The following is a 23,339-nucleotide window of genomic DNA, read 5'->3' as shown; positions in this document are numbered from 1 at the left end:
CGAGGGCCCCACGGCAGGCCGCCAGGACTCGTCGCGAACGGCGACAGCGGGGGGGGGCTGCGGGAGAAGCACCATTGGTGAACACGCAGCGAATACGGGTATTCACCGGTTGTGTGTCACTTGACCGGTCATGCCCTCTCGGGTTGAGGTTGTGGGGGTAGTGTCTGGAGACGATGAGCGTGGAGATCACCACCGGCCCCCCGGAGGTCCGGGTTCCGGCCAGCACGGAGGCGACCGACACCGTCGCGACGGCGGAGGCCGTGCTGAGCAAGCGGACCGGAGCCCCGGTGCGGCTTGCTGACGCGGAGGACCTGGGTGGCAGCGACCGCTCGGTCGTGCTGCGGGTGCGGATCGCCGAGTCGCCCTTCGAGCTGCCGCGGACCGTCGTGGTCAAGCACTACGGGCAGTGCCCGCGGGAGGCCCGGTCCGACCCGTTCGCGCATGAGGCGGCGAGTTGCCAGCTCACCACTGCGCTGCCGCCGGAGGCGCGGGTCGGACCCGAGCTCATCGCCCACGACGCCGCCGAGCGGCTGCTGGTGCTCGAGGACCTGGGCCGTGGCTCCACCCTCGCCGACGTGCTGTTCGCCGACGACCCGCGGGTGGCCGAGCGGGCGCTGCTCGCCTGGGCGCGGGCGCTGGGCCGCCTGCACAGCACCACCGCCGGGTGCGAGGAGGACTTCGACGCGCTGATGCGGCGGCTCGGCGCCAAGACGTGGACCGACCCGGTGGCTGACGACATCGTGCGCTCGGTGGCCGAGCTGCCCGACCTGCTGGCGCAGATCCTCAACGTGGTGACGTCCGCAGAGGTGGTGCAGCGGTTGACCACCGCGGCGGAGCTGCTGCGCGCCAGCCGCTACCGCGCGTTCAGCCCCTCCGACATCTGCCCGGACAACAGCCTGGTCACCGGCAGCGGTGTGCGGTTTTTGGACTTCGAATGGGGTTGCGTGCGGGACGTGGCGCTGGACGCGGCCTACCTGCAGTACCCGTTCCCGTCGTCGTGGTGCTCCTACGCGTTGCCGGAGAACCTGGCGGGGAGCATGTTGTCCACGTGGCGGTCGGAGATCGCCGAGGTCTGGCCGGAGCTGGACGACGACGAGGTGCTGATGCCGCGCCTGTTCAACGCCCAGCTGCTGTGGGTATGGGTGTCGACGTGGTGGTTCCTGCCCCGCACCGGGGAGAAGGACCGGCCGATCGACCTGCACATGCCGTCGCCGCGCCGGAGCACGGCGCTGGTGGACCGCTGGCGGCACCTGCGGTCGGACGCGGAGGCGGCGGGCATGGCAGACATCGCGGAGTTCGCGGGCAGGCTGGTGGACGCGCTGGTCGACCGCTTCGGTGCCGGTGCCCTGCACCTGCAGCCCTATCCCGCGTTCCGCACCGAACAGGCGCGCTGACCGCGCCGGAGGCGCGCGAACGAGGCGGCACCGGACCTGTCCCGGGCCGCCTCGTGGTGTTTCGGGGCCTCGTGCACCTACCACTACCGCGTCGGTTAAAATCAATTTTTCGGTTATGTTGCCTCCGCGACACAACCTCGTTCTGCAGCGTTAGCTCGATGAGGTAATCCTCGTCACAGGGTGACCACTTTCCGTAGTGGACATTGTGGACGCAACGCGATGACGAGGTTGATGTCCACCCGGCAACCGGGTGAATTCGCAGGTCGGGCTCGGCTTGGATTAGGAAATCTTCATTTCACTGCTGCGGGGTCATGCCGACAGCGACTCGCTCCGGCCGCAGTTATCGGATATCTTGAGTTCAGCGTTTCGCTACTTCTCCCCGCTACCGTCGACGACGCCGGAAGGGGACTGGCTGCCCAAATTCGGGAGGTGTTCGTGCGCGGCAGGGCGTGGCAGATCACGAGAGCGGGGCTGTTCCTGCTCTTCGCGCTCGTGCTCGCCATGCTGGTGCCGGCGCAGTCGGCGGTCGAGGCGGGGTCGGTACGTACCGGGTCCGCGGAATCGCAGACCGAGACCGAGCAGCGGGACAGCGAGAAGCTGCGCGAGCGGCTGCCCAGCGTCGCGCTGAACCGGCGCAGCTACGTGCGCCGCGAAGACCGCCGCGAGCCGCTACCGCCGGAACTGCAGCACCCCGACGTTGTCGCGGGTTGGCCGCGCATCGGGAAAATCCCGAATACTGGGAGCGGTCCGCACCACGCCTACGCGAAGCTCAGACACTCACCCGCCGCGCTCCAGGTCATCCGGCACTGATCGGTCGCGCTCGCGACCGTTTTCGAGCCGACGACCTGGAGAGGTGGCAATGAGCTTCGAACATTTCGTGAACCACGCCCGGCGACACCCGGCCATGCTTTCCGAGGATCGCCGTCGCCAGCTGGCCGCCGGCCAGAAACCGACCGCCCTGTTCATCGGTTGCTCCGATTCACGGGTGATCCCGTCGCAGATCACCGGCGCCGAGCCGGGGAAACTGTTCGAACTGCGCACGGCGGGCAATGTGGTGCCGCAATACGTGCCGGACTCCGCGTCCAGCGAAATGGCGACCATTGAATACGCCGTGCTGGTGCTGCGGGTGCCGGACATCATCGTCTGCGGGCACTCGCACTGCGGCGCGGTCACCGCGCTGACCGTGGCCGGCCGCGGCCTGGAGCAGTTGCCGGCCATGCGGAACTGGCTGGGCACCGACGGCGTGACCGACGCCCCGCCCGAGGTGGCGGACCCGGGCGTGCGCTCGGAAAGCAAGCGGCACGTCCAGGCGCAGCTGCGGACGCTGCGCGAGTACCCGTTCATCGCCGACCGCCTCGCCGCGGGTGACCTGCGGTTGCACGGCTGGTTCTACGAGATCGACACGGGCCTGGTCTACACCTGCCCGCAGCAGGAGGAGGACGCGGACTTCCTGCCGCTGTAACCCCACTTTTCGTTCCACCACGTCGACGCCGGCACCCAGCGCGGGGTGCCGGCGCGATACCCGCATCCCGCATCACGACACTGCACTGGAGTGCGTTGTGACTACTCAACTGCAATCACCTCGACCCACGCGTCGCGGGCCCGGCTCGCCCCGCTGGCCGAAGGAGACCTTCGGCGCCGACCTGGGCGCGTCCCTGGTGGTGTTCCTGGTGGCCGTGCCGCTGTGCGTCGGCGTGGCCGTGGCCTCCGGCGTGCCCGCCGAGCTGGGCATCGTCACCGGCATCGTCGGCGGCCTGGTGGTGGGCCTGCTGCCCGGCAGCACGATGCAGGTCAGCGGCCCCGCGGCCGGGTTGACGGTGCTGGTGGCCTCGGCGGTCGCCGAGCACGGGCTGGGCATGCTGGGCGTGATCGTGCTCGGCGCCGGGATCGTGCAGATCGTGCTGGGCCTGAGCCGGCTGGGCACCTGGTTCCGGGCGATCTCGCCGTCGGTGGTGCAGGGCATGCTCGCCGGCATCGGCCTGGTGCTCATCCTCGGCCAGGTCTACCCGGTCGGCGGGCTGGAGCAGCCCGCCACCACCGCGGCGAAATTCACCGGCATCCCCGACCTGGTGGTGGCCGCGACGACCACCGCCGAGGGCCTGGCCGGGCTCGGGCTGGCGGTGGCCGCCCTGGTGATCATGGCGTTGTGGAAGAAGATTCCGGGCAAGCTCAGGCTGCTGCCCGGCGAGCTGGTGGCCGTGGTGGTCACCAGCGCCGCGGCGGCACTGCTGGCGCTGCCGGTGCAGAAGGTGCAGATCGGGTCGCTGCTGGCGGCGCTCAACCCGCCGCCCGCCGCCGCCTGGGCCGGTCTGCTCACCCCCGCCGTGCTCGGATCGATCATCACCTTCGCGCTGCTGGCCTCCGCGGAGAGCTTGTTCAGCGCGGCCGCGGTCGACCGCATGCACGACGGGCCCAAAACCCGGTACAACACGGAACTGGTGGCCCAGGGTGCGGGCAACGCGGTCTGCGGCCTGTTCGGCGCGCTGCCGATGACCGCGGTGATCGTGCGCAGCTCCGCCAACATCCAGGCCGGCGCCAGAACGAGGCTCTCGCGGGTGCTGCACGGCTGCTGGCTGCTGCTGTTCGTGGTGCTGCTGCCCGGGGTGCTGGCCTTCATCCCGACCGCGGTGCTGGCCGCCCTGCTGATCCAGGCCGGGTGGAAGCTGCTGGAGTTGCGGCAGGTCGTCGCCCTGGTGCGCGAGCACCGCTCGGAGGCGTTCGTGCTGGTGCTCACCGCGGGCACCATCCTGGCCACCGACCTGCTGATCGGCACCCTGACCGGGCTGGCGGTCGCCATCGTCAAAACCGCCGTCGAGGTTTCCCGGCTGTCGGTCGACGCCGAGCACGCCGACGAGCACGTGCGCGTCACGCTGGGGGGCAACGCCACCTTCCTGCGCCTGCCGCGGTTGCTGGACCACCTCGAAAAGCTCCCCGCCGGCAAGCACGTGCACCTGGACCTGACCATGGTCCGCCACCTCGACCGCGCCTGTCACCAGGCCGTGGAGCACTGGGCCGCGCAGCGCCGCCGCGGCAACAGCACCGTCGAGGTCGCCCTGCCCGGCAAGGTCGGCTGACCGGCCCGTCGGGGGAGCCGGGTAGCGTCGGAGCCGTGAGCGAGGGCCTGTTCGACGAGGGATTGTTCGGCGCCGACACCGAGCAGCGCGCGGGCGAGCGGCTGGCCGAGAACGCGCCCCTGGCGGTGCGGATGCGGCCCCGCTCGCTCGACGAGGTCGTCGGCCAGCAGCACCTCCTGGGGCCCGGCGCCCCGCTGCGCCGGCTGGTCGAGGGCGCGGCTCCGGCGTCGGTGCTGCTCTACGGCCCGCCGGGAACCGGCAAGACGACACTGGCCAACCTGGTCTCGCTGGCCACCGGCCGTCGGTTCGCGGCGCTGTCCGCGCTGTCGTCCGGTGTCAAGGAGGTGCGTGCGGTCATCGACGAGGCGCGCCGCCGCCTGGGCCGTTCCGGCGAGGCCACGGTGCTGTTCATCGACGAGGTGCACCGGTTCTCCAGGACTCAGCAGGACGCGCTGCTGGGCGCGGTGGAGGACCGCACGGTGCTGCTCGTGGCGGCCACCACGGAGAACCCGTTCTTCTCCGTGGTGGCCCCGTTGCTGTCGCGGTCGCTGGTGCTGCAGCTGCGCAGCCTCGAGGACGACGACATCCGCACGCTGCTGCGGCGCGCGGTCTCCGACGAACGCGGGCTCGGCGGGGCCGTGCGCCTCGACGAGGCCGCCGAGGCGCACCTGGTGTCGCTGGCCGGCGGGGACGCGCGGCGGGCGCTGACCGCGCTGGAGGCCGCGGCCGAGTCGGCCACCTCGACCGGGGCGGACGTGATCGACCTGGCCACCGTGGAGTCCACAGTGGACCGCGCCGCGGTGCTCTACGACCGTGGCGGCGACCAGCACTACGACGTGGTCAGCGCGTTCATCAAGTCCATCCGCGGGTCCGATGTGGACGCCGCGCTGCACTACCTGGCCCGCATGGTGGAGGCCGGCGAGGATCCGCGGTTCATCGCCCGGCGACTGGTGGTGCACGCCAGCGAGGACATCGGCATGGCGGATCCGACCGCGCTGCAGACCGCGGTGGCCGCCGCGCACGCCGTGCAGTTCATCGGCATGCCCGAGGGGCGGCTGGCGCTGGCCCAGGCCACCATCCACCTGGCCACCGCGCCGAAGTCGAACTCGGTGATCATGGCGATCGACGAGGCGGTGAGCGACGTGCGCGCGGGCCGGGGCGGGCCGGTTCCGCCGCACCTGCGCGACGGCCACTACGCCGGGGCGGCCAAGCTCGGCAACGCCCAGGGCTACCGATATCCACACGACAAGCCCGAGGGCGTCCTGGCCCAGCAGTACCCGCCGAAGGAGCTCGTGGGGCGGGACTACTACCAGCCCACCAACCGGGGCGCCGAGCGCACGCTGCACGAACGGGTCCCCAGGTTGCGCAGCATCGTCCGCGGCACCGACTGACCTCGTGCGCAGTTCCTGTGGTCCGCATCGGCTCCGTTTCCCGGTGATCTTCGCGGTTCGCGCGGGTAGATTCGGCCCGGTTCGTCGTGAGGAGGTCGCTGGTGGTGGACAAGCGGATCGTGGTCACCCGGACGGTTCCGGAGTCAGCGCTGGACGTGCTGCGCGAGGTCGGCGAAGTGCACGTCTGCACCCAGGACCGACCGCTGACCCCGGCCGAGCTGCGCGAGGCGGTCCGCGGCGCGCACGCCGTCGTCGCGATGCTGCACGACCGCATCGACGCCGACCTGGTCGGCGCCGCCGGTCCCCAGCTGCAGGTGGTGGCCAACGTCGCGGTCGGCTACGACAACATCGACGTCCCGGCCGTGACCGACCGTGGCGTCATCGTCACCAACACCCCGGGCGTGCTCGTGGACGCCACCGCCGACCTGACCATCGGCCTGCTGCTGATGGTGACCCGGCGGCTCGGCGAGGGCGAGCGGCTGCTGCGCGCCCGGCAGCCCTGGACCTTCCGCCTCGACTTCATGCTCGGCACCGGGCTGCAGGGCAAGGTACTCGGCATCGTCGGGCTCGGCGGCATCGGGCAGGCCGTGGCGCGGCGCGCCCGCGCGTTCGGCATGGACGTCGTCTACACCGGTCGCCGCCGCGCCGCCGCCGACGTGGAGTCCGAGCTGCAGGCCCGCTTCCTGCCGATCGAGGAACTGCTGGGCACCGCCGACGTGGTGTCGCTGCACTGCCCGCTGACCGAGCAGACCCGGCACCTGATCGACAAGCCGGCGCTCGCCGCGATGAAGCCCACCGCGTACCTGGTCAACACCAGCCGCGGCCCCGTGGTCGACGAGCGGGCACTGGCCGAGGCCCTGCGCGAGCGGCGCATCGCCGGTGCGGCCCTGGACGTCTTCGAACGCGAACCGGAGGTGGAACCGGAGCTGCTGGAGCTGGACAACGTGGTGGTGGTCCCGCACCTGGGATCGGCCACCACGGAGACCCGCGCGGCGATGGTCGAACTCGCGGCCCGCAACGTCGCCGCCGTGCTCACCGGCGGTGCGCCGCTCACCCCCGTCCGCTCCTGACCGGGTGCGGAGGCGGCGGACCCGCCCGGTAACCTGACCCACGATCACCGGGCCGGGGCCGCACCCCGGTCCCGACGGACCTGACGTGGACATTCGGGAGGGCACGTGACGCCCACGCAGATCGCCGCGCTGATCGCCGCCGGAGCGTTCGTGCTGCTGGTTGTACTGCTGGCGATCCCGCTGATCAAGCTCGGCCGTACGCTGGACGAGGCGACCATCGCGATCCGCAAGGCGCACGAGAACTCCGAGCCGCTGTTCACCGGTGCGAACTCGACCATCAACCATGTCAACACCCAGCTCGAGCGGGTCGACGGCATCACCGCCAACGCCAAGACCATCAGCGGCAACGTCTCGGCGTTGTCCTCCCTGTTCACGGCTACACTGGGTGGGCCGTTGGTGAAGACGGCGGCCTTCTCCTACGGGGTCAGCAAGGCACTCCGGGCCCGCCGCAAGCGCAGGCAGCAGCCCGTGAGCGAGAGTCGCAACCGCCGCAAGACCAAAGGGGGGCGCAAGTGAGGCGCCTGTTCTGGTTCGGGGCCGGTGTGGCCGCCGGGATCGCGGTGAGCCGCAAGCTCAACGAGACCGCGCGCAAGGCGACCCCCGTCGGGATGGCCGAGCAGCTGGGCGGCGCGGTCCGGGAGCTGGCCGGTGCCGTCGGCTCGTTCGGCGCGGACGTCCGCGCCGGCATGCAGGAGCGGGAGCAGGAACTGCAGGACGTGGTGGACCGCAACGCCGAGACCGTGCAGTTCCGCCGGATAGACGGGGCGCCGGACGCGACCAACGGGCGGCGAGCTCGTCGGGCGGGCCGCTGACGTCGGCGCACCGCGCCGCCAGCTGTCCGCCGGAACCCGCCAGCCGTGTCCACCCGCTGACTTCCCCGAGGATTCCACCGTGCAGACCCACGAGATCAACAACCGCTTCATCGAGCACTTCCGCAGTCGTGGCCACACCGTCGTGCCCAGCGCGTCGCTGATCCTCGACGATCCGACGCTGCTGTTCGTCAACGCCGGGATGGTGCAGTTCAAGCCGTACTTCCTGGGCGAGGCCCCGGCGCCGTACCCGCGGGCCACCAGCATCCAGAAGTGCGTGCGCACCGGCGACATCGACGAGGTCGGCAAGACCACCCGGCACAACACGTTCTTCCAGATGGCGGGCAACTTCTCCTTCGGCGACTACTTCAAGGAAGGCGCCATGGAGCACGCCTGGGAGCTGCTCACCCGGCCGCAGTCCGATGGCGGCTACGGCTTCGACCCGGCGCGGCTGTGGGTCACCGTCTACGAGAAGGACGACGAGGCCGCCGCGCTGTGGCAGAAGGTCGCCGGCGTCCCGGCCGAGCGGATCCAGGCCCGCGGCGGCAAGGACAACTACTGGGACATGGGCGTGCCCGGCCCCGGCGGTCCGTGCTCGGAGATCTACTACGACCGCGGCCCCCAGTACGGCCGCGAGGGCGGGCCGATCGCCGACGAGGACCGCTACATCGAGATCTGGAACCTGGTGTTCATGCAGGACATCAGGGGTGATCTCTCGCCGAAGCAGGGACACCCGCCGATCGGGTCGCTGCCCACCAAGAACATCGACACCGGCATGGGCGTCGAGCGGGTGGCCTGCCTGCTGCAGGGCGTGGAGAACGTCTACGAGACCGACCTGGTGCGTCCGGTGATCGCCAGGGCCGAGGAGCTCTCCGGCCGCCGCTACGGCGCCAACCACGAGGACGACGTGCGGTTCCGGGTCATCGCCGACCACGCGCGCTCCGGCGTGATGCTCGTCGGTGACGGCGTCACCCCCGGCAACGAGGCCCGCGGCTACGTGCTGCGCCGCCTGCTGCGCCGCATCATCCGCTCCACCCGCCTGCTGGGTGTGCACGAGCCGGTGCTCGGCGAGTTCAGCAAGATCGTGCGCGACGCGATGGCCCCGAGCTACCCGGAGCTGGTCACCGAGTTCGACCGCATCGAGTCGGTGATGCGCAACGAGGAGGACGCGTTCCTGGCGACGCTGACCGCCGGTTCGAAGATCTTCGACATGGCGGTGGCCGAGACCAAGAAGGCCGGGGGCAACCAGCTGACCGGTGACAAGGCGTTCCAGCTGCACGACACCTACGGCTTCCCGATCGACCTGACCCTGGAGATGGCGGCCGAGCAGGGGCTGAGCGTCGACGAACAGGGCTTCCGCAACCTGATGGCCGAACAGCGCCGTCGGGCCAAGGAGGACGCCAAGGCCCGCAAGACCGGGCACGGCGACCTGTCGACCTACCGCTCACTGCTGGACCAGCACGGCACCACCGAGTTCATCGGCTACACCGACCTGCAGTCGCACAGCCGGGTGCTGGGCATGCTGGTGGACGGAAAGCCGGCGAAGTCCGCGACCGCGGGCACCGAGGTCGAGCTGGTGCTGGACCGCACCCCGTTCTACGCCGAGGGCGGTGGCCAGATCGCCGACACCGGTCGGCTGGTCGGCTCCGGCGTGGCCGTCGAGGTGCACGACGTGCAGCGCGCGGTGCCCGGCCTGTTCGTGCACCGCGCCAAGGTCGTCGAGGGCGAGCTGGGCGTGGACACCACGCTGGAGGCCGCCGTCGACCAGGCCCGCCGACACGCCATCGAGCGCTCCCACTCCGCCACGCACCTGGTGCACGCGGCGGTGCGCAGCGCCTACGGCAAACGCGCCGCGCAGGCCGGTTCGCTGAACTCGCCGGGCCGGATGCGCTTCGACTTCACCGCCCCCGCCGCGGTGTCGGCCGACGTGCTCACCGGCGTCGAGGAAGAGGTCAACGACTACCTGCAGACCGACGTCGAGGTGCAGTCCTACACCACGACGATGGACCGGGCCATGGAACTCGGTGCGATCGCCCTGTTCGGCGAGAAGTACGGCGACCGGGTCCGGGTCGTCGACATGGGTGACTACTCCCGCGAGCTCTGCGGCGGCACGCACGTGCCGCGCATCGGGCGGCTCGGCGTGGTCAAGCTGGTCGCGGACTCCTCGGTCGGCTCCGGCGTGCACCGCGTCGAGGCGCTGGTCGGTATGGACGCGATGCGCCACATCAGCAAGGAGCACCTGCTGGTCAGCCAGCTCGCCGAGCAGTTCAAGGTGCCCGCCGACGAGCTGCCCGAGCGGATCCAGACCGTGCTGACCCGGCTGCGCAACGCGGAGAAGGAGCTGCGGCAGCTGCGCGTCGCGCAGGTCCTGCAGTCCGCGGGCGAACTCTCCGCCAAGGGCACCGACGTGCACGGCGTCACGGTGGTCGCCGAGCAGGTCCCGGACGGGGTGGACGGCAACGCGCTGCGCGCGCTCGCCAGCGAGGTCCGGGGGCGCCTGGGGGCCCGGCCCGCGGTGGTGGCGCTGTTCTCCGCCGACGAGCAGAAGGTCAGCTTCGTCGTCGGCATCAACGATCTCGCCTGCGACAAGGGCCTCGCGGCCGGCAAGCTGGTGCCCGGCTTCGCCGCCGAGGTCGGCGGCCGCGGCGGTGGCAAGCCGGACATGGCCCAGGGCGGCGGCTCGAACCCGGCGGGCATCCCCGCCGCGATCGGCGCGCTGCGCCGCGCCGTGGACCAGGCGGTGGCTGCCGGGTGAACGAGCACCGGCAGGGTGGTGCGGACCCCGGGCCGGGTCGGCGTCTCGGTGTGGACGTCGGTGCGGTCCGGGTCGGTGTTGCGCTCAGCGACCCCACCCCGATGCTGGCGACCCCGTTGATCACCCTCCAGCGCGACGAGGCGGGCGGCGCGGACCTGCGTCGGCTCGCCGAACTCGTCGCCGAGCACGACGTGGTGGAGGTCGTCGTCGGCATGCCGAAGACGCTGGCCGGTCGGCACGGCGCCGCCGCGGAGGCGGCGCGGGCCTACGGCACGGCGCTCGCGGAACTGATCGCACCGGTCCCGGTGCGCTTCGCCGACGAGCGGTTGACGACCGTGACGGTCAGCCGGATGTTGTCTCAGCGCGGCGTGCGGGGGAAGAAGCAGCGCGCCGTGGTGGACCAGGCGGCTGCGGTGGAGATCCTGCAGGCGTGGTTGGACGGTCGGGGGCAGCACACACGAGAGGACCTTTCGTGAGCGACGAGCTTGGACTGTTCGCGGACGATCCCGGCGACGACCGGCGGCGGCGCGCCCCGGATCCGGAGGGGTTCCGCCGCCGAAAGCGCCGCCGCACGGTGACCGCCCTGGCGGGTCTGTTCGTGCTGCTGCTGGTCGGCGGTGGCGTGCTCTACGGGGCCAGCCAGATCCTGCAGATCGGGTCCTACGAGGACTACGAGGGCGAAGGCACCGGCGAGGTGGTCGTCGAGGTCAAGCCCGGCGACACGGTCAGCGCCATCGGCCGCACCCTGGCGCAGCAGGACGTGGTGGCCAGCACCAAGGCGTTCACCAAGGCCGCCGAGCAGAACCGGCGGATCAACAGCATCCAGCCCGGTTACTACCTGATGCGCACCAGGATGTCCGGGCAGGCCGCGGTGACGCACATCCTGTCCGACGACGCGAAGGTCGGCCGGGTCGAGGTCCGCGGCGGCATGCGCCTGGAGGACCAGGCGGCCCCCGACGGCGGACGCACCGCGGGTATCCTGCGGCGGCTCGCCGAGGCCACCTGCGTTGGCAAGAACCCCACCTGCACCACTCCCGAGGAGATGTTCCGGGTCGCCGAGACCGCCGACCTGGCGTCGCTGGGTGTGCCGGAGTGGGCGATCGCGGATGCCTCGAAGGCAGAGCCGAAGCGGCGGCTGGAGGGCCTGATCATGCCCGGCGTCTACGACGTGAAGCCGGGCGAGTCCGCGGAGAACGTGCTGCGCGACGTCGTCACGCGGTCGGCGGCGGTGCTGGAGGTCGCGGGCCTGCCGCAGGCGGCCGAGGGCACCGGGCACAGCCCGTACGAGCTGCTGATCATCGCGTCGCTGGTGCAGAGCGAGGGCATCACCAAGGACTTCCCGCAGATCTCCCGGGTGATCCACAACCGGCTCACGCACCCGGTCATGCGGCTCGGGCTGGACTCGACGATCAACTACCCGCTGGACAAGCCGACGCTGCTGACCAAACCGGAGGACCGGGCGCGGCCGGGGCCGTACAACACCTACCTGAACTACGGCCTGCCACCGACCCCGATCTCCTCGCCCTCCAAGGAGGCGATCGCGGCGGCGGAAAGGCCGGCCGAGGGACGCTGGAAGTACTTCGTGAAGTGCTACCCGGACGGCACGTCCTGCTTCGCCGAAACCCCGCAGCAGCACGAGGCGTACATCGCGGAGGCCCGGGCCCGTGGCGCGTTCTGAGGTCAGAAGGGCGGCGGTGCTCGGTTCGCCGATCGAGCACTCGCTGTCCCCGGTGTTGCACGGCGCGGCCTACGCCGCGCTGGGCCTGCGTGACTGGACCTACGAACGGGTCGAGGCCGACGCCGAGCGGCTGGTGGAGTTCGTCGCGGGCCTCGGCCCCGAGTGGGTTGGGCTGTCGGTGACCATGCCCGGTAAGCGGGCGGCGCTGTCGGTCGCGGCCGAGGTCAGCGACCGTGCTGCGGCCGTCGGTGCGGCGAACACCCTGGTACACCGGGAAGACGGCAGCTGGGTGGCGGACTGCACCGACATCGACGGGGTCGTGGGTGCGCTGCGCAGCGCGGGCGGGTTCACCACCGGCCGCCGCGGGCTGATCCTGGGCGCGGGCGGCACCGCCGCCGCGGCCCTTGCGGCGTTTGCCGACCTCGGTCTGGTCGAGGTGGTGCTGGCGGTGCGGGAACCGGCGCGCGCAGAGCAGGCGGTGCGCACCGCGGAGCGGGTCGGGTTGGAGGTCCGCGTCGAGCGGCTGGACCGGATCGTGCTCGCCGATGCGGCGGCTGATGCCGACGTCGTGGTGTCGACACTGCCCGCGGGGGTGCTGGACGCGCGGGCCGCGGAGCTGGCCAGGGCCCGGTGCCTGCTGGACGTCGTCTACCACCCGTGGCCCACGCCGGTGGCCGCGGCGGTCGCGGCCGCGGGCGGTCGGGTGGCCACCGGCCTGGACATGCTGCTGCACCAGGCGTTTGGCCAGGTCGAGCAGTTCACCGGTCGCCCGGCGCCCCGCGAGGCCATGCGCGACGCGCTCGCCGCCGCCACCGGCGGCGTGGTCCCGCTCCCGCTCTAAAGACGTGATGTCCCGGCAACGGTCCCCCGCGGCGGGGGGACCGTTGGTCGGCGGATCAGTTGTTGTCGAGGTCCGTGGCGACGAGTCGGGCGACGTGCTCCAGCGCCGCCTCGGCGCCCTCGCCCTCGGCGGCCAGCACCACCTCGTCGCCGTGTGCCGCACCCAGGGTCATCAGCCCGAGGATGCTGCCCGCCTCCACCGGGTCGGTGTCGTCCTTGCGGATCATGATCTTCACCGGCTGCGCCGCCGCGGCCTTGGCCACGAGCGCCGCCGGGCGGGCGTGCAGCCCGACCTTGCTCGCCACGGTGACCCGTCGCTCCAGCATGGCTCTCCGTTTCGTCGGAAAATGGGGGGGAATCAGCTCTTCTCGGAACCCGATGCGGCCTGCTGCCCGGAATTATCCGCGCCGGTGGTGCCGCTGTCGGTGTCGTCCTCCTCACGGCCCGGGGTGCGCAGGTTCCACTTCGTGATCGCGAACCGGAACACGAAGTAGTAGACGACCGCGTAGCCCAGGCCGATCGGGATCAGCCACAGCGAGTTCTGCGAGATGCCGAAGTTGAGCACGTAGTCGATGGCACCTGCGGAGAACCCGAAGCCGGAGTGGATGTCCAGCGCGTTGACCAGCGCCAGCGCGGTGCCGGTGAGCACCGCGTGGATCAGCAGCAGCGGCCAGGCCACGAAGATGAAGGAGAACTCCAGCGGCTCGGTGATGCCGGTGAGGAAGGAGGTGAACGCCACCGAGATCATCACGCCGCCGACGACCTTGCGCTGCGACGGCTTGGCGCTCTGCCAGATGGCCAGCGCCGCGGCGGGCAGGGCGAACATGAAGATCGGGAAGAAACCGGTCATGAACCCGCCCGCGGTCGGGTCGCCGGCGAAGAACCGGGCGATGTCGCCCTTCTCACCGTGGTAGTCGCCGAAGAGGAACCAGACCACGTTGTTCGGGATGTGGTGCAGGCCGAACGGCAGCAGCAGCCGGTTGATCACGCCGTAGATGCCGCCGCCGATCACCGCGTTCTGCGTCACCGCGTCGCTGAAGGCGGTCAGCACCCTGTCGAACACCGGGAACAGCAGGCCCAGCACCACGCCCGCGACGACCATGGCGAACGCGGTGACGATCGGCACGAACCGGCGACCGCCGAAGAAGCCCAGGTAGTCGGGCAGCTTGATGCGGTGGTAGCGCTGCCACAGCCACGCCGCGGTCAACCCGGCGATGATGCCGCCGAGCACGCCGTACGGGCCCTTGTTGAACGACTTGTCCGCTTCGGTGCCGGTGATCTCCCACAGGACCCCGGACAGCACCAGGTAACCGACCGCGCCGGACAGCGCCGTGGAGCCGTCGGCCTTCTTGGCGAAGCCGATGGCCACACCGATGGCGAACAGCAGCGGCAGGTAGTTGAACAACGCGTCGCCCGCCGCGCCGATCACCCCGGCCACGGGTCGCAGCCAGGGCAGCGCGCTCCCCAGGCCCTTCTCCCCGAGCAGGTCCGGCTGGCCCAGACGGGACAGCAGTGCGGCGGCGGGCAGGACGGCGATCGGCAGCATCAGGCTCCGGCCCAGCCGTTGCAGCAGGGCCAGTCCTCTCTTGTTGCCGCTCGCCGCGTTGGCGCTGGCACTCATCGGTTACCTCCTGTGTCGTGGACACCGGGTCGTCGGGGCCCGCTCATGTGGGGCGCCGGGTGGGGCGGTGGTGGCCGGAACCGTCGGAGTTGCGGTCCAGCTGCATGGTCACCTGGTACAGGTCGCCGCGGTACCAGGACGTCATGTCCTCAATCGGCTGGCCCTGGGCGGTGGCGACCCGACGGAACACCAGGGCGGGACTGCCGGTGCGCACGCCGAGCAGCCGCGCGGTCTCGGCGTCGGTGCCCTCGGCGAGCACCGTCTGGGTGCCGCTTTCCAGCCGCACCCCGTAGCGGTGGGCCAGCAGCGTGTAGATCGAGCCGGTGAGGTCGTGGTCGAGCAGGCCGGGCAGCGCCGCCGCGTGGTACCAGCCGCGCTCCACCGCCATCGGCGCGCCGTTGGCCTTGCGCAGCCGGGACAGCCGGTAGGCGGGCTCGCCGGGGGCGAGGCCGAGGGCCCGCGCGGTGCCGGGCGGGGGAACCGCTTCGGCGGCTTCCAGCACCACGGTCTCCGGGCGCATTCCGCGGCGGCGCATGTCCTCGGTGAACGACGCCAGGTGCAGCTGGGAGTCGACCCGCGGCCGGGTGGTGAAGGTGCCCTTGCCGCGGACCCGCACCAGCAGTCCTTCGGCGACCAGGTGACCGACGGCTTCGCGGACGGTCAGCCGGGAGACGCCGTAGCGGGCGGCGAGGTCGCGTTCGGACGGTACCGGCGAGCCGGGCAGCAGTTCCTCGCCCGCCAGCTTGCGGAGGATCTCCCGCAGCTGGGCGTGCTTCGGTGTCGGGCCGTCGCGCAGGACGTCCGTGCGCGCCTCGCCCGGTGCTGCTCGTCGTTCGGCCACCCTGCCTCCCTCGCACGACCGGTGCCTTGTGGGCGCTGGTCGCCGGGGTGAACATGAGCCTGTTCACCCGGCGCACCGGGTTGGTACTGTCCGGTCTAAACCAGTCGGTTGCGAACAATGCGCCGTCAGGAGATGGGGTGTCAAGGCGGTCCGGGCTTCGTTGCCGCATCGACACCGTCTGGAGCAAGATCGTCACGGCGCGGTGCGCAAGCCTGCGTCGAGGCAGGACGAAGGGAGCACGGGGTGGCTCAGGACAAGGCCGCGGCGATCCTGGCCGCACTGGGCGGCGGGGACAACGTGGTGGAGATCGAGCCGTGCATCACGCGGCTGCGCTGCGAGGTCGAGGACGGTTCGCGCATCGACGAGGCGGCGCTGAAGGCGGCCGGCGCGCACGGCGTGATGATCCAGGGCACGATCGTGCAGGTGGTGGTGGGACCGGAGGCGGACACGCTGGCCGGCGACATCGAGGACCTGATGTGAGCGTCGAGGTGGGCAGCCCGGTCGAGGGCTTGGCGGCGGCGCTCAGCGAGGTGCCCGACCCGGTGTTCTCGCAGGCGATGGTGGGACCGGGGGTGGCGGTGAAGCCGTCTGGCGGGCGGGCTGACGCGGTGGCTCCGGTCGCCGGGACGGTGGCGACCCTGCACCCGCACGCGTTCGTGATCGCCACGTCCGACGGCACGGCGATCCTGGTGCACCTGGGCATCGACACGGTGAAGTTGAAGGGCGAGGGCTTCGAACTGCACGTGGCCAAGGGCGACGTGGTGCAGGCGGGGCAGCGGATCGTCACCTGGGACCCCACCGAGGTGGAGTCGCACGGCCACTCCTCGATCTGCCCGGTGATCGCGCTGGACGTGGTGCCGGAGGCGCTGGCGGACCTGCGCGAGGACGGCCAGGTCATCGCCGGGGACCCGTTGTTCGTCGTGGACTGACACCCGACCGGAGCGCCCTTCCGCGTGGTCGAAGGGTCCTGGCCATGTGGCCCGACACGCGCGGGTTCGCGGTGCTGGTGCCCGTGGTTCGGCGGTGGTGGCCGGACGCTGGTGGGGTGCTTGCGCTCGTAGGGGTCGGGGCGGCCGCCGGGTTCGGTGCCGGGTGGGTCGGTCGGGTGGTGCTGCTGTCGGCGCGCCGGGGTGTGGTCCCGCCCCGGTGGTGCTGCGAAGCGGCGGTGGGTCTGCTGTGGACCGTGGTCGCCGTCCGCGTGGCCGGTGGCATGCCGGTGTGGTGGGCGCCGGTTCCGCTGCTGCTCGGCTGGCTCGCCGTGCTGCTCGTGGTGTGCGACGTGCGGGCCGCCAGACTCCCCGACGTTTTGACGTTGCCCGCCTGCCCGGTGGCGGCGGTGCTGGTGTGCGGTGCGGCGACACAGCGGCCAGGGGTGCTCGGCGGTGCGGTCGGCGGCGTGGTGCTGTTCGCCGGGACGTACCTGCTGGTGCGCGTGGTGGCGCCGCGCTCGATGGGGCCCGGTGACGTGAAGCTGGCGGGCAGCCTCGGGACCGTGGTGGGTGCGGTGTCGCCGGTGGCGGTGCTCGCGGTGATGGCGGTGGCGGCGCTGTCCACGTTGCTCGTCGCGCTGCGGACGCGCGGCGGCGTTCCGCACGGCCCCGCCATGCTCGCCCCGGCCTGGTTGGCTGTCGTGGTGGGACCCGGCGGCTGAGCGGGCGGGCCGACCGCGCCGGTACCCGTTCGGCTGGTCACGGCCCCGGCCCCGGGAGCCTGACCAGCCCGGGGTTTCGACCCCAGGAGGTTTGACCGGCGGCGCAGCGTGGCAGGATCTATAGGCGTGCTGCGCTGGATGACCGCTGGAGAATCGCATGGCCCCGCCCTGGTGGCGGTGCTGGAAGGCATGGTGGCCGGAGTCGAGGTGACCTCCTCCGACATCGCGGCCCAGCTGGAGCGGCGCAAGCTCGGCTTCGGTCGCAGCCCGCGGATGAACTTCGAGGCCGACGAGCTGGAGATCATCGGCGGCATCCGGCACGGGCGCACCCAGGGCGGCCCCGTCGCGATCCGCATCGGCAACACCGAGTGGCCCAAGTGGGAGCAGGTCATGGCGACCGACCCGGTCGACGAGGACGTGCTGTCCTCACTGGCCCGCAACGCGCCGCTGACCCGCCCGCGCCCGGGGCACGCCGACCTGGCGGGCATGCAGAAGTACGGCTTCGACGAGGCCCGGCCGGTGCTGGAGCGCGCCAGCGCCCGGGAGACCGCGGCGCGCGTGGCGGTCGGCACGGTGGCCCGGCAGTTTCTGCGCCAGCTGCTCGGGGTGGAGATCGTCAGCCACGTGGTCAGCCTTGGCGGGGTCGACGCCGAGCACGACGTGCTGCCCGGCCCGGATGACCTGGCGGCCATCGACGAGAACCCGGTCCGCGCGTTCGGCGACGCGGCGACCGAGGCGATGATGGCCGAGGTCGAGGCAGCCAAGCGGGACGGCGACACGCTGGGCGGCGTGGTCGAGGTGATCGCCTACAACCTGCCCCCGGGCATCGGCTCGCACGTGCACTGGGACCGCAAGCTGGATGCGCGGCTGGCCGGTGCGCTGATGAGCATCCAGGCGATCAAGGGCGTGGAGATCGGCGAGGGCTTCGCCAACGCCCGCCGACGCGGCAGCGCCGCGCACGACGAGATCTTCCCGGCGGAGGGCGAGAAGTGGGTCCGCCGCGGCAGCAACCGGGCCGGTGGCCTGGAGGGCGGCATCACCAACGGCGAACCGCTCATCGTCCGCGCCGCCAAGAAACCGATCTCCAGCCTGCCGCGCGCACTGGCCACTGTGGACATGGCGACCGGTGAACCGGCGCAGGCCATGCACCAGCGCTCCGACATCACCGCGGTGCCGCGCGCCGCCGTCGTGGCCGAGGCGATGGTCGCGCTGGTGCTGGCGGAGGCGGCGCTGGAGAAGTTCGGCGGCGACTCGCTGCCGGAGACCCGGCGCAACGTCGACGGCTACCTGGCGTCGCTGCGGGAGCGCGCCGAGAAGCGGCAGGTGCGCTGATGGCCCCGCAAGCAGTGGTGGTCGGCCCGCCGGGCGCGGGCAAGACGACGATCGGCCGCCTGCTGGCGCAGCGGCTGGACGTGTCGTTCCGCGACACCGACGACGACATCGTGCGCACCGCCGGTCGTGCGATCGCCGACATCTTCGCCAACGACGGGGAACCCGCGTTCCGGGCGATGGAGGAGGAAGCGGTCGCCACGGCGCTGCGCGAACACGACGGCGTGCTGGCGCTCGGCGGCGGTGCGGTGCTCTCGGAACGCACCCGCGAGCGCCTGGCCGGGCACCCGGTGGTGTTCCTGTCGGTGGGTCTGGCGGAAGGCGCCCGCCGCGTCGGGCTGTCCACCGCGCGCCCGCTGCTGGCCGGGGTGAACCCCCGCGCCACGTTCAGGGCGCTGCTGGAGGCGCGGCTGCCGATCTACCGCTCGGTGGCGTCAGTGGAGGTCGCCACCGACGGACTGGGCCCGGCCGAGGTGGTGGAGCGGGTCGTCGCCGCGCTGACCGCGGACAGCGCCCGGCCGTCCAGCTGATCGCACCGCCGACCGGCGGAAATGGGATGCTGTTCAGCGCACGAGCAGCGCAGCTGCCCGGCACGCTGCGGAGAGCCCGAAAGGACGATGATGACCGAACCGGTGCGGATCCGGGTCGCCAGCCAGCAGCCCTACGACGTGGTGGTCGGGCGGGGCCTGCTCGGCGAGCTCGTCGACCACCTGCGTGACGCGTCGGTGGTGGCGCTGGTGCACCAGCCCACCATCACCGCCACCGTGGAGGCGGTGCGCGACGAGCTGACCGCCGCCGGTGTGGACGCGCACCGTGTGGAGATCCCCGACGCCGAGGATGGCAAGAGTCTGCAGGTCGCCGGGTTCTGCTGGGAGGTTTTCGGCCGGATCGGCATGGACCGCAGCGGGATCGTGGTGTCCTTCGGCGGCGGCGCGGTCACCGACATCGCCGGTTTCGTCGCCGGGACCTGGATGCGCGGGGTGCGGGTGGTGCACGTACCCACCACGCTGCTGGGCATGGTGGACGCCGCGGTCGGCGGCAAGACCGGCATCAACACCGAGGCGGGCAAGAACCTGGTGGGGCTGTTCCACGAGCCCAGCCTGGTGCTGGCGGACCTGGCGACGCTGGAGGGCCTGCCCCGCAACGAGCTGCTCGCCGGCATGGCCGAGGTGGTCAAGGCCGGGTTCATCGCCGACCCGGAGATCCTGCGGCTGATCGAGGCCGACCCGGCCGCCGCCACCGACCCGGCCGGTGACGTGCTCGGCGAGCTGGTGCGCCGGTCGATCCAGGTCAAGGCGGACGTGGTGGCCGAGGACCTGAAGGAGTCGCACCTGCGCGAGGTGCTCAACTACGGCCACACCCTGGCGCACGCCATCGAACGCCGGGAGCGCTACCGGTGGCGGCACGGTGCCGCGGTGAGCGTCGGTCTGGTCTTCGCCGCCGAGTTGGCGCGGCTGGCCGGGCGGCTGGACGACGAGACCGCCGACCGGCACAAGAAGGTCCTGGACCTGCTGGGCCTGCCGACCACCTACGACCCGGACGCACTCGGCCAGCTGCTGGAGACGATGCGGGTGGACAAGAAGACCCGCTCCGGGGTGCTGCGGTTCGTGGTGCTGGACGGGCTGGCCAAACCGGGCCGCCTGGAAGGTCCGGACCCGTCGTTGATCGCCGCCGCCTACTCGGCGGTGACCGGTGGCCGCACGTCCGGCTCGGAGGTCCTGCTGTGAAGGTGTTCGTCCTCAACGGCCCCAACCTGGGGCGGCTCGGCACGCGGGAACCCGCTGTCTACGGCAGCACCACGCACGCCGACCTGGTCGCGATGTGCGAGCGTGCGGGCAGGGAGCTCGGCGTCGACGTCGAAGTGCGGCAGACCGACTTCGAAGGCGAGATGGTGCAGTGGCTGCACGAGGCCGCCGACCGGAACGTGCCGGTGGTGCTCAACGCGGGCGCCTGGACCCACTACTCGGTGGCCGTTCGCGACGCCGCCGCGCAGCTCAACGCCGACTTGATCGAGCTGCACATCTCCAACGTGCACAAGCGCGAACCGTTCCGGCACACCAGTTACCTGTCGGACATCGCGACGGGGGTCATCGCCGGTCTCGGGGTGGCGGGCTACCCGCTGGCGATCCGCTGGCTCGCGGAGCACGCGAGAAGCTGATCCGCGGCTCACCTACACCCCAGCCCCAGTAGTTTGGTCACAGGCGCTCGGGGTGCCTGTGGGTTTCTGGGGGAGGGTGTCGCCTCGATGAGGATTCCGCTGCGGGCGGTGCTGGTGGTGGCCGCGGTCGCACTGGTTGCCGGTTGCACCCGGGTGGCGGGCATCCCGGCGGAGCCCGAGGCGCCGCTGCAGGCACGGGTTCCGCGCGCGCCGGTCGTGCTGCGGGTCGGTGGTGAGCGCAGCAGTCCCGGGGTCGTCGTCTCGGGCGGCATGCCCGCGCCGTACAACTACGGCCCCACCGTGCTGCAGGAGGATGGGCAGTTCCGGACGTGGTGGTGCAGCCAGCTGCCGGACATCGGTCCGCCCGGTGACGACGTGCTGTATGCCGCGTCGGGATCGCTGGACGGCCCGTTCACCGCGGCTGGTGGGGCCCCCGCGGTGCCGGTTTTCGCGGGGCGGCCCGGCGCCTTCGACGCCATGCACACCTGCGACCCGTCGGTGTTGCGGGTGGGCGGCCGCTACTACCTGTACTACACGGGGGCCGCGGGCGAGCACGCGCACGGCAACGCCATCGGCGTGGCCAGCAGCACCGACGGTCGCGCCTGGCGGCGCGAGGCCGGTGGCGCGCCGATCGTCACCGCGTCCCGCGAGGTGAGCCGGGAGAACGTCTACGGCGCGGGCCAGCCGTCCGCGCTGTACCTGGACGGCTGGTTTTACCTGATGTTCACCGACACCACGGCGTCCGGTGCGGGCTGGAACGGCGCCGGGCAGTTCGTGCTGCGCGCCCGCAACCCCGAGTTCACCGACCAGCTGCAGTCGTTGACCGAGGAGGGCTTCGTGCCGGGTGGTGCCCGGCGGTCCCGGTCGGTGGTGGACGCCTTCAGCGCCGACTGGGCGTGGGTGCCCGCGCTCAACGCGTTCGCCATCGCGCACCAGACCGCGACGGGCACCTCGATCACCTTCTGGGACCGCGGGTTCACCCGCCACCCCTACGAGCCGGTGGTCATCCCGGGCCCGTGGCAGGAGGGGCCGGGGCTGGTCCGCCAGCCCGACGGCAGCGCCGTGGTGTCGTCGGTGGACCCGTGCGGCACGGTGCCGTTCGACGTGCTCCGTGCCACCGCGCTGCTGCCCGCGCCGACCGACGTGCGCCGCTTCGGTATCGACGTCCAAGGGGTTGACGGGTGCGCGACGCCCCAGCAGGCGGCGGCGGTGCTGGACGGGTTCGGCGTGCCGTCCCCGTCCCGTACCGTGGACGTGGTGCGCGGTGGACAGCGAATCCGCTTCGAACGGCGGTCGGTCGCCGAGCGGCTGGTGACCAGGGTGCTGGACAAGCGGGTGTCCGCTGTGGACGCCCTGCCGGTGGTCGCCACCATCGCCTCCGGCGCCCGGGCCCTGCGTTCGCCGCAGGGTGTCGTGGGGCTGCTGGACGATGAGGGTCGACTGTGGACGGTCACGCCGGAGGCCGCCGAGGCCAACGGGTCCGCGATCACCGACGTGTCCCAACAGGACTGGAACTCCCACCCCCAGGCCGGCAACCTCCACCCCTGACCGTTCACGAGACGTGTGGAAACGTGTCGTGATCCGCGTGTGCGGATTGGCCCGCGCCGGGTGGTGCGGCCTTCCCGTGGCGGTACCCGCAGCCCGCGCGGTGCGGGTCTTACGTGGGTTTCCATCGGGCTCGTTTTTCCGCACAACGCGACTCGCCGAAGAGAGCCCCGCTGTGGCGCCGGCGTTCCTCGGCCGTGTGATCGGCGTGGCGTAGCGCACGGTTTACCGGTCGGTAACCCCTGTTCCTGGCATGATCTGTCGCGCCATGGCAGCGCAGCCGAAGCGGAAGGATCGTGTGGTGACGAAGATCGAACGCCTGGGAGTCGTCGGCGGCGGGCAGATGGGCGGCGGCATCGCCGAGGTCGCCGCGCGCAGCGGCATTGACGTGATCGTGGTCGAGGTCAGCGACGACGCCGCCCGGGCCGGGCGCGCCAAGCTGTGGAAGTCGCTCAACCGCGCCGTGCAGAACGGCAAGATCACCGAGGCCGAGCGCGACGAGGCGCAGTCGCGGCTGCACTTCACCACCACCCTCGGCGACCTCGACGACCGGGAGATGGTCATCGAGGCGATCGCCGAGGACGAGGGCCTCAAGCTCAAGCTGTTCGCCGAGCTGGACAAGGTGGTGACAGACCCGGACGCGATCCTGGCCTCCAACACCTCGTCCATCCCGATCGCCAAGCTCGCCGGGGCCACCGAGCGTCCGAAGCAGGTGCTGGGCGTGCACTTCTTCAACCCGGTTCCGGTGCTCAAGCTCGTCGAGCTGGTGCCGTCGCTGCTGACCGCCGAGGAGACGGTGGAGCGGGCCGCGCGGTTCGCCACCGAGCAGCTGGGCAAGGAGGTGATCCGGGCCAAGGACCGGTCCGGGTTCATCGTCAACGCCCTGCTGGTGCCGTACCTGCTGTCGGCGATCCGGATGTTCGAGGGCGGTTTCGCCAGCGCCGAGGACATCGACAACGGCATGGTGCTGGGCTGCGCCCACCCGATGGGCCCGTTGCGCCTGTGTGACCTGGTCGGCCTGGACACGCTCAAGGCGATCGCGGACTCGATGTACGCGGAGTACGGTGACCCGTCCTACGCGGCCCCGCCGCTGTTGCGGCGCATGGTCGACGCCGGTCTGACGGGCAGGAAGTCGGGCAAGGGCTTCTACGACTACTGATCCGGCCCGGGGGACGCCTTCGAC

At 71.7% G+C, this 23,339-nt stretch carries 24 protein-coding genes; 21 read left to right on the top strand and 3 right to left on the bottom strand.

Annotation, left to right across the window (positions count from 1 at the left end):
- The first annotated feature begins 173 nt into the window (after positions 1 to 173).
- From IEY17_RS17185 to IEY17_RS17130, 12 genes are all read left to right on the top strand, one after another.
- On the top strand, positions 174 to 1,394 hold the full coding sequence (locus tag IEY17_RS17185) for a phosphotransferase family protein (RefSeq protein ID WP_188988940.1): 1,221 nt from the start codon (positions 174 to 176) through the stop codon (positions 1,392 to 1,394).
- Positions 1,395 to 1,823: 429 nt separating this feature from the next.
- Complete coding sequence (locus IEY17_RS17180) at positions 1,824 to 2,204, top strand: hypothetical protein (protein WP_188988938.1); 381 nt, start codon at positions 1,824 to 1,826, stop codon at positions 2,202 to 2,204.
- Positions 2,205 to 2,253: 49 nt separating this feature from the next.
- Entirely contained in the window at positions 2,254 to 2,856 is a 603-nt protein-coding gene (locus IEY17_RS17175) for a carbonic anhydrase (protein ID WP_188988936.1), read from the top strand.
- Between the two features lie 97 nt (positions 2,857 to 2,953).
- On the top strand, positions 2,954 to 4,468 hold the full coding sequence (locus IEY17_RS17170) for a SulP family inorganic anion transporter (RefSeq protein ID WP_188988934.1): 1,515 nt from the start codon (positions 2,954 to 2,956) through the stop codon (positions 4,466 to 4,468).
- A 35-nt stretch (positions 4,469 to 4,503) separates the two neighbouring features.
- The gene (locus tag IEY17_RS17165) at positions 4,504 to 5,859 is read left to right on the top strand and encodes a replication-associated recombination protein A (protein WP_188988931.1); all 1,356 of its coding nucleotides are present in this window, start codon (positions 4,504 to 4,506) and stop codon (positions 5,857 to 5,859) included.
- Positions 5,860 to 5,963: 104 nt separating this feature from the next.
- Entirely contained in the window at positions 5,964 to 6,929 is a 966-nt protein-coding gene (locus IEY17_RS17160) for a 2-hydroxyacid dehydrogenase (RefSeq protein WP_188989079.1), read from the top strand.
- A gap of 105 nt (positions 6,930 to 7,034) precedes the next feature.
- Positions 7,035 to 7,445: a DUF948 domain-containing protein gene (locus IEY17_RS17155; protein WP_188988929.1), complete on the top strand. Its 411-nt coding sequence runs from the start codon at positions 7,035 to 7,037 to the stop codon at positions 7,443 to 7,445.
- Positions 7,442 to 7,741, top strand: a complete 300-nt coding sequence (locus tag IEY17_RS17150) for a hypothetical protein (RefSeq protein WP_188988927.1) — start codon at positions 7,442 to 7,444, stop codon at positions 7,739 to 7,741. Before IEY17_RS17155 ends, IEY17_RS17150 begins: the two co-directional genes overlap by 4 nt.
- Before the next feature lie 79 nt (positions 7,742 to 7,820).
- The gene (gene alaS, locus IEY17_RS17145) at positions 7,821 to 10,493 is read left to right on the top strand and encodes an alanine--tRNA ligase (RefSeq protein ID WP_188988925.1); all 2,673 of its coding nucleotides are present in this window, start codon (positions 7,821 to 7,823) and stop codon (positions 10,491 to 10,493) included.
- Entirely contained in the window at positions 10,490 to 10,969 is a 480-nt protein-coding gene (ruvX, locus tag IEY17_RS17140; protein ID WP_188988923.1) for a Holliday junction resolvase RuvX, read from the top strand. The genes alaS and ruvX overlap by 4 nt, the downstream gene beginning before the upstream one ends.
- On the top strand, positions 10,966 to 12,171 hold the full coding sequence (gene mltG, locus IEY17_RS17135) for an endolytic transglycosylase MltG (RefSeq protein WP_188988921.1): 1,206 nt from the start codon (positions 10,966 to 10,968) through the stop codon (positions 12,169 to 12,171). The genes ruvX and mltG overlap by 4 nt, the downstream gene beginning before the upstream one ends.
- Entirely contained in the window at positions 12,158 to 13,012 is an 855-nt protein-coding gene (locus IEY17_RS17130; RefSeq protein ID WP_188988919.1) for a shikimate dehydrogenase, read from the top strand. The genes mltG and IEY17_RS17130 overlap by 14 nt, the downstream gene beginning before the upstream one ends.
- A gap of 55 nt (positions 13,013 to 13,067) precedes the next feature.
- Here the strand turns inward: IEY17_RS17130 and IEY17_RS17125 are convergent, their stop codons facing one another.
- From IEY17_RS17125 to IEY17_RS17115, 3 genes are read right to left on the bottom strand one after another with little or no spacing between them, the layout of a single operon-like run.
- Positions 13,068 to 13,337, bottom strand: coding sequence for an HPr family phosphocarrier protein (locus tag IEY17_RS17125; protein WP_188988917.1), 270 nt, complete (start codon positions 13,335 to 13,337; stop codon positions 13,068 to 13,070).
- 32 nt (positions 13,338 to 13,369) lie between these two features.
- The gene (locus IEY17_RS17120; protein WP_188988915.1) at positions 13,370 to 14,632 is read right to left on the bottom strand and encodes a PTS transporter subunit EIIC; all 1,263 of its coding nucleotides are present in this window, start codon (positions 14,630 to 14,632) and stop codon (positions 13,370 to 13,372) included.
- A gap of 43 nt (positions 14,633 to 14,675) precedes the next feature.
- Positions 14,676 to 15,473, bottom strand: coding sequence for a GntR family transcriptional regulator (locus tag IEY17_RS17115; RefSeq protein WP_188988913.1), 798 nt, complete (start codon positions 15,471 to 15,473; stop codon positions 14,676 to 14,678).
- Positions 15,474 to 15,716: 243 nt separating this feature from the next.
- Between IEY17_RS17115 and IEY17_RS17110 the strand changes: the two genes are divergently transcribed.
- From IEY17_RS17110 to IEY17_RS17070, 9 genes are all read left to right on the top strand, one after another.
- Positions 15,717 to 15,953, top strand: coding sequence for a PTS sugar transporter subunit IIB (locus IEY17_RS17110; protein WP_188988911.1), 237 nt, complete (start codon positions 15,717 to 15,719; stop codon positions 15,951 to 15,953).
- Positions 15,950 to 16,402, top strand: a complete 453-nt coding sequence (locus tag IEY17_RS17105) for a PTS sugar transporter subunit IIA (RefSeq protein ID WP_188988909.1) — start codon at positions 15,950 to 15,952, stop codon at positions 16,400 to 16,402. Before IEY17_RS17110 ends, IEY17_RS17105 begins: the two co-directional genes overlap by 4 nt.
- Before the next feature lie 116 nt (positions 16,403 to 16,518).
- On the top strand, positions 16,519 to 17,124 hold the full coding sequence (locus tag IEY17_RS17100; RefSeq protein WP_188988907.1) for a prepilin peptidase: 606 nt from the start codon (positions 16,519 to 16,521) through the stop codon (positions 17,122 to 17,124).
- Between the two features lie 126 nt (positions 17,125 to 17,250).
- A complete protein-coding gene (gene aroC, locus IEY17_RS17095) occupies positions 17,251 to 18,456 on the top strand; it encodes a chorismate synthase (protein ID WP_188988905.1) in 1,206 nt (401 codons plus the stop codon).
- A complete protein-coding gene (locus IEY17_RS17090) occupies positions 18,456 to 18,983 on the top strand; it encodes a shikimate kinase (RefSeq protein WP_188988904.1) in 528 nt (175 codons plus the stop codon). The genes aroC and IEY17_RS17090 overlap by 1 nt, the downstream gene beginning before the upstream one ends.
- A gap of 90 nt (positions 18,984 to 19,073) precedes the next feature.
- Positions 19,074 to 20,180: a 3-dehydroquinate synthase gene (aroB, locus tag IEY17_RS17085; protein ID WP_188988902.1), complete on the top strand. Its 1,107-nt coding sequence runs from the start codon at positions 19,074 to 19,076 to the stop codon at positions 20,178 to 20,180.
- Positions 20,177 to 20,611 (top strand): type II 3-dehydroquinate dehydratase, encoded by a 435-nt coding sequence (gene aroQ, locus IEY17_RS17080; RefSeq protein ID WP_188988900.1) that lies wholly within the window; start codon positions 20,177 to 20,179, stop codon positions 20,609 to 20,611. Before aroB ends, aroQ begins: the two co-directional genes overlap by 4 nt.
- Before the next feature lie 87 nt (positions 20,612 to 20,698).
- Entirely contained in the window at positions 20,699 to 22,159 is a 1,461-nt protein-coding gene (locus IEY17_RS17075; protein WP_188988898.1) for a glycoside hydrolase family protein, read from the top strand.
- A 298-nt stretch (positions 22,160 to 22,457) separates the two neighbouring features.
- Positions 22,458 to 23,315 (top strand): 3-hydroxybutyryl-CoA dehydrogenase, encoded by an 858-nt coding sequence (locus tag IEY17_RS17070; protein ID WP_308424002.1) that lies wholly within the window; start codon positions 22,458 to 22,460, stop codon positions 23,313 to 23,315.
- Positions 23,316 to 23,339: the final 24 nt, after the last annotated feature.

The organism is Saccharopolyspora thermophila, assembly GCF_014646075.1.
Lineage (GTDB): Bacteria > Actinomycetota > Actinomycetes > Mycobacteriales > Pseudonocardiaceae > Saccharopolyspora > Saccharopolyspora thermophila.
Note: the sequence above shows the minus strand (reverse complement) of the source record. Positions and strands in the feature narration are given on the sequence as shown.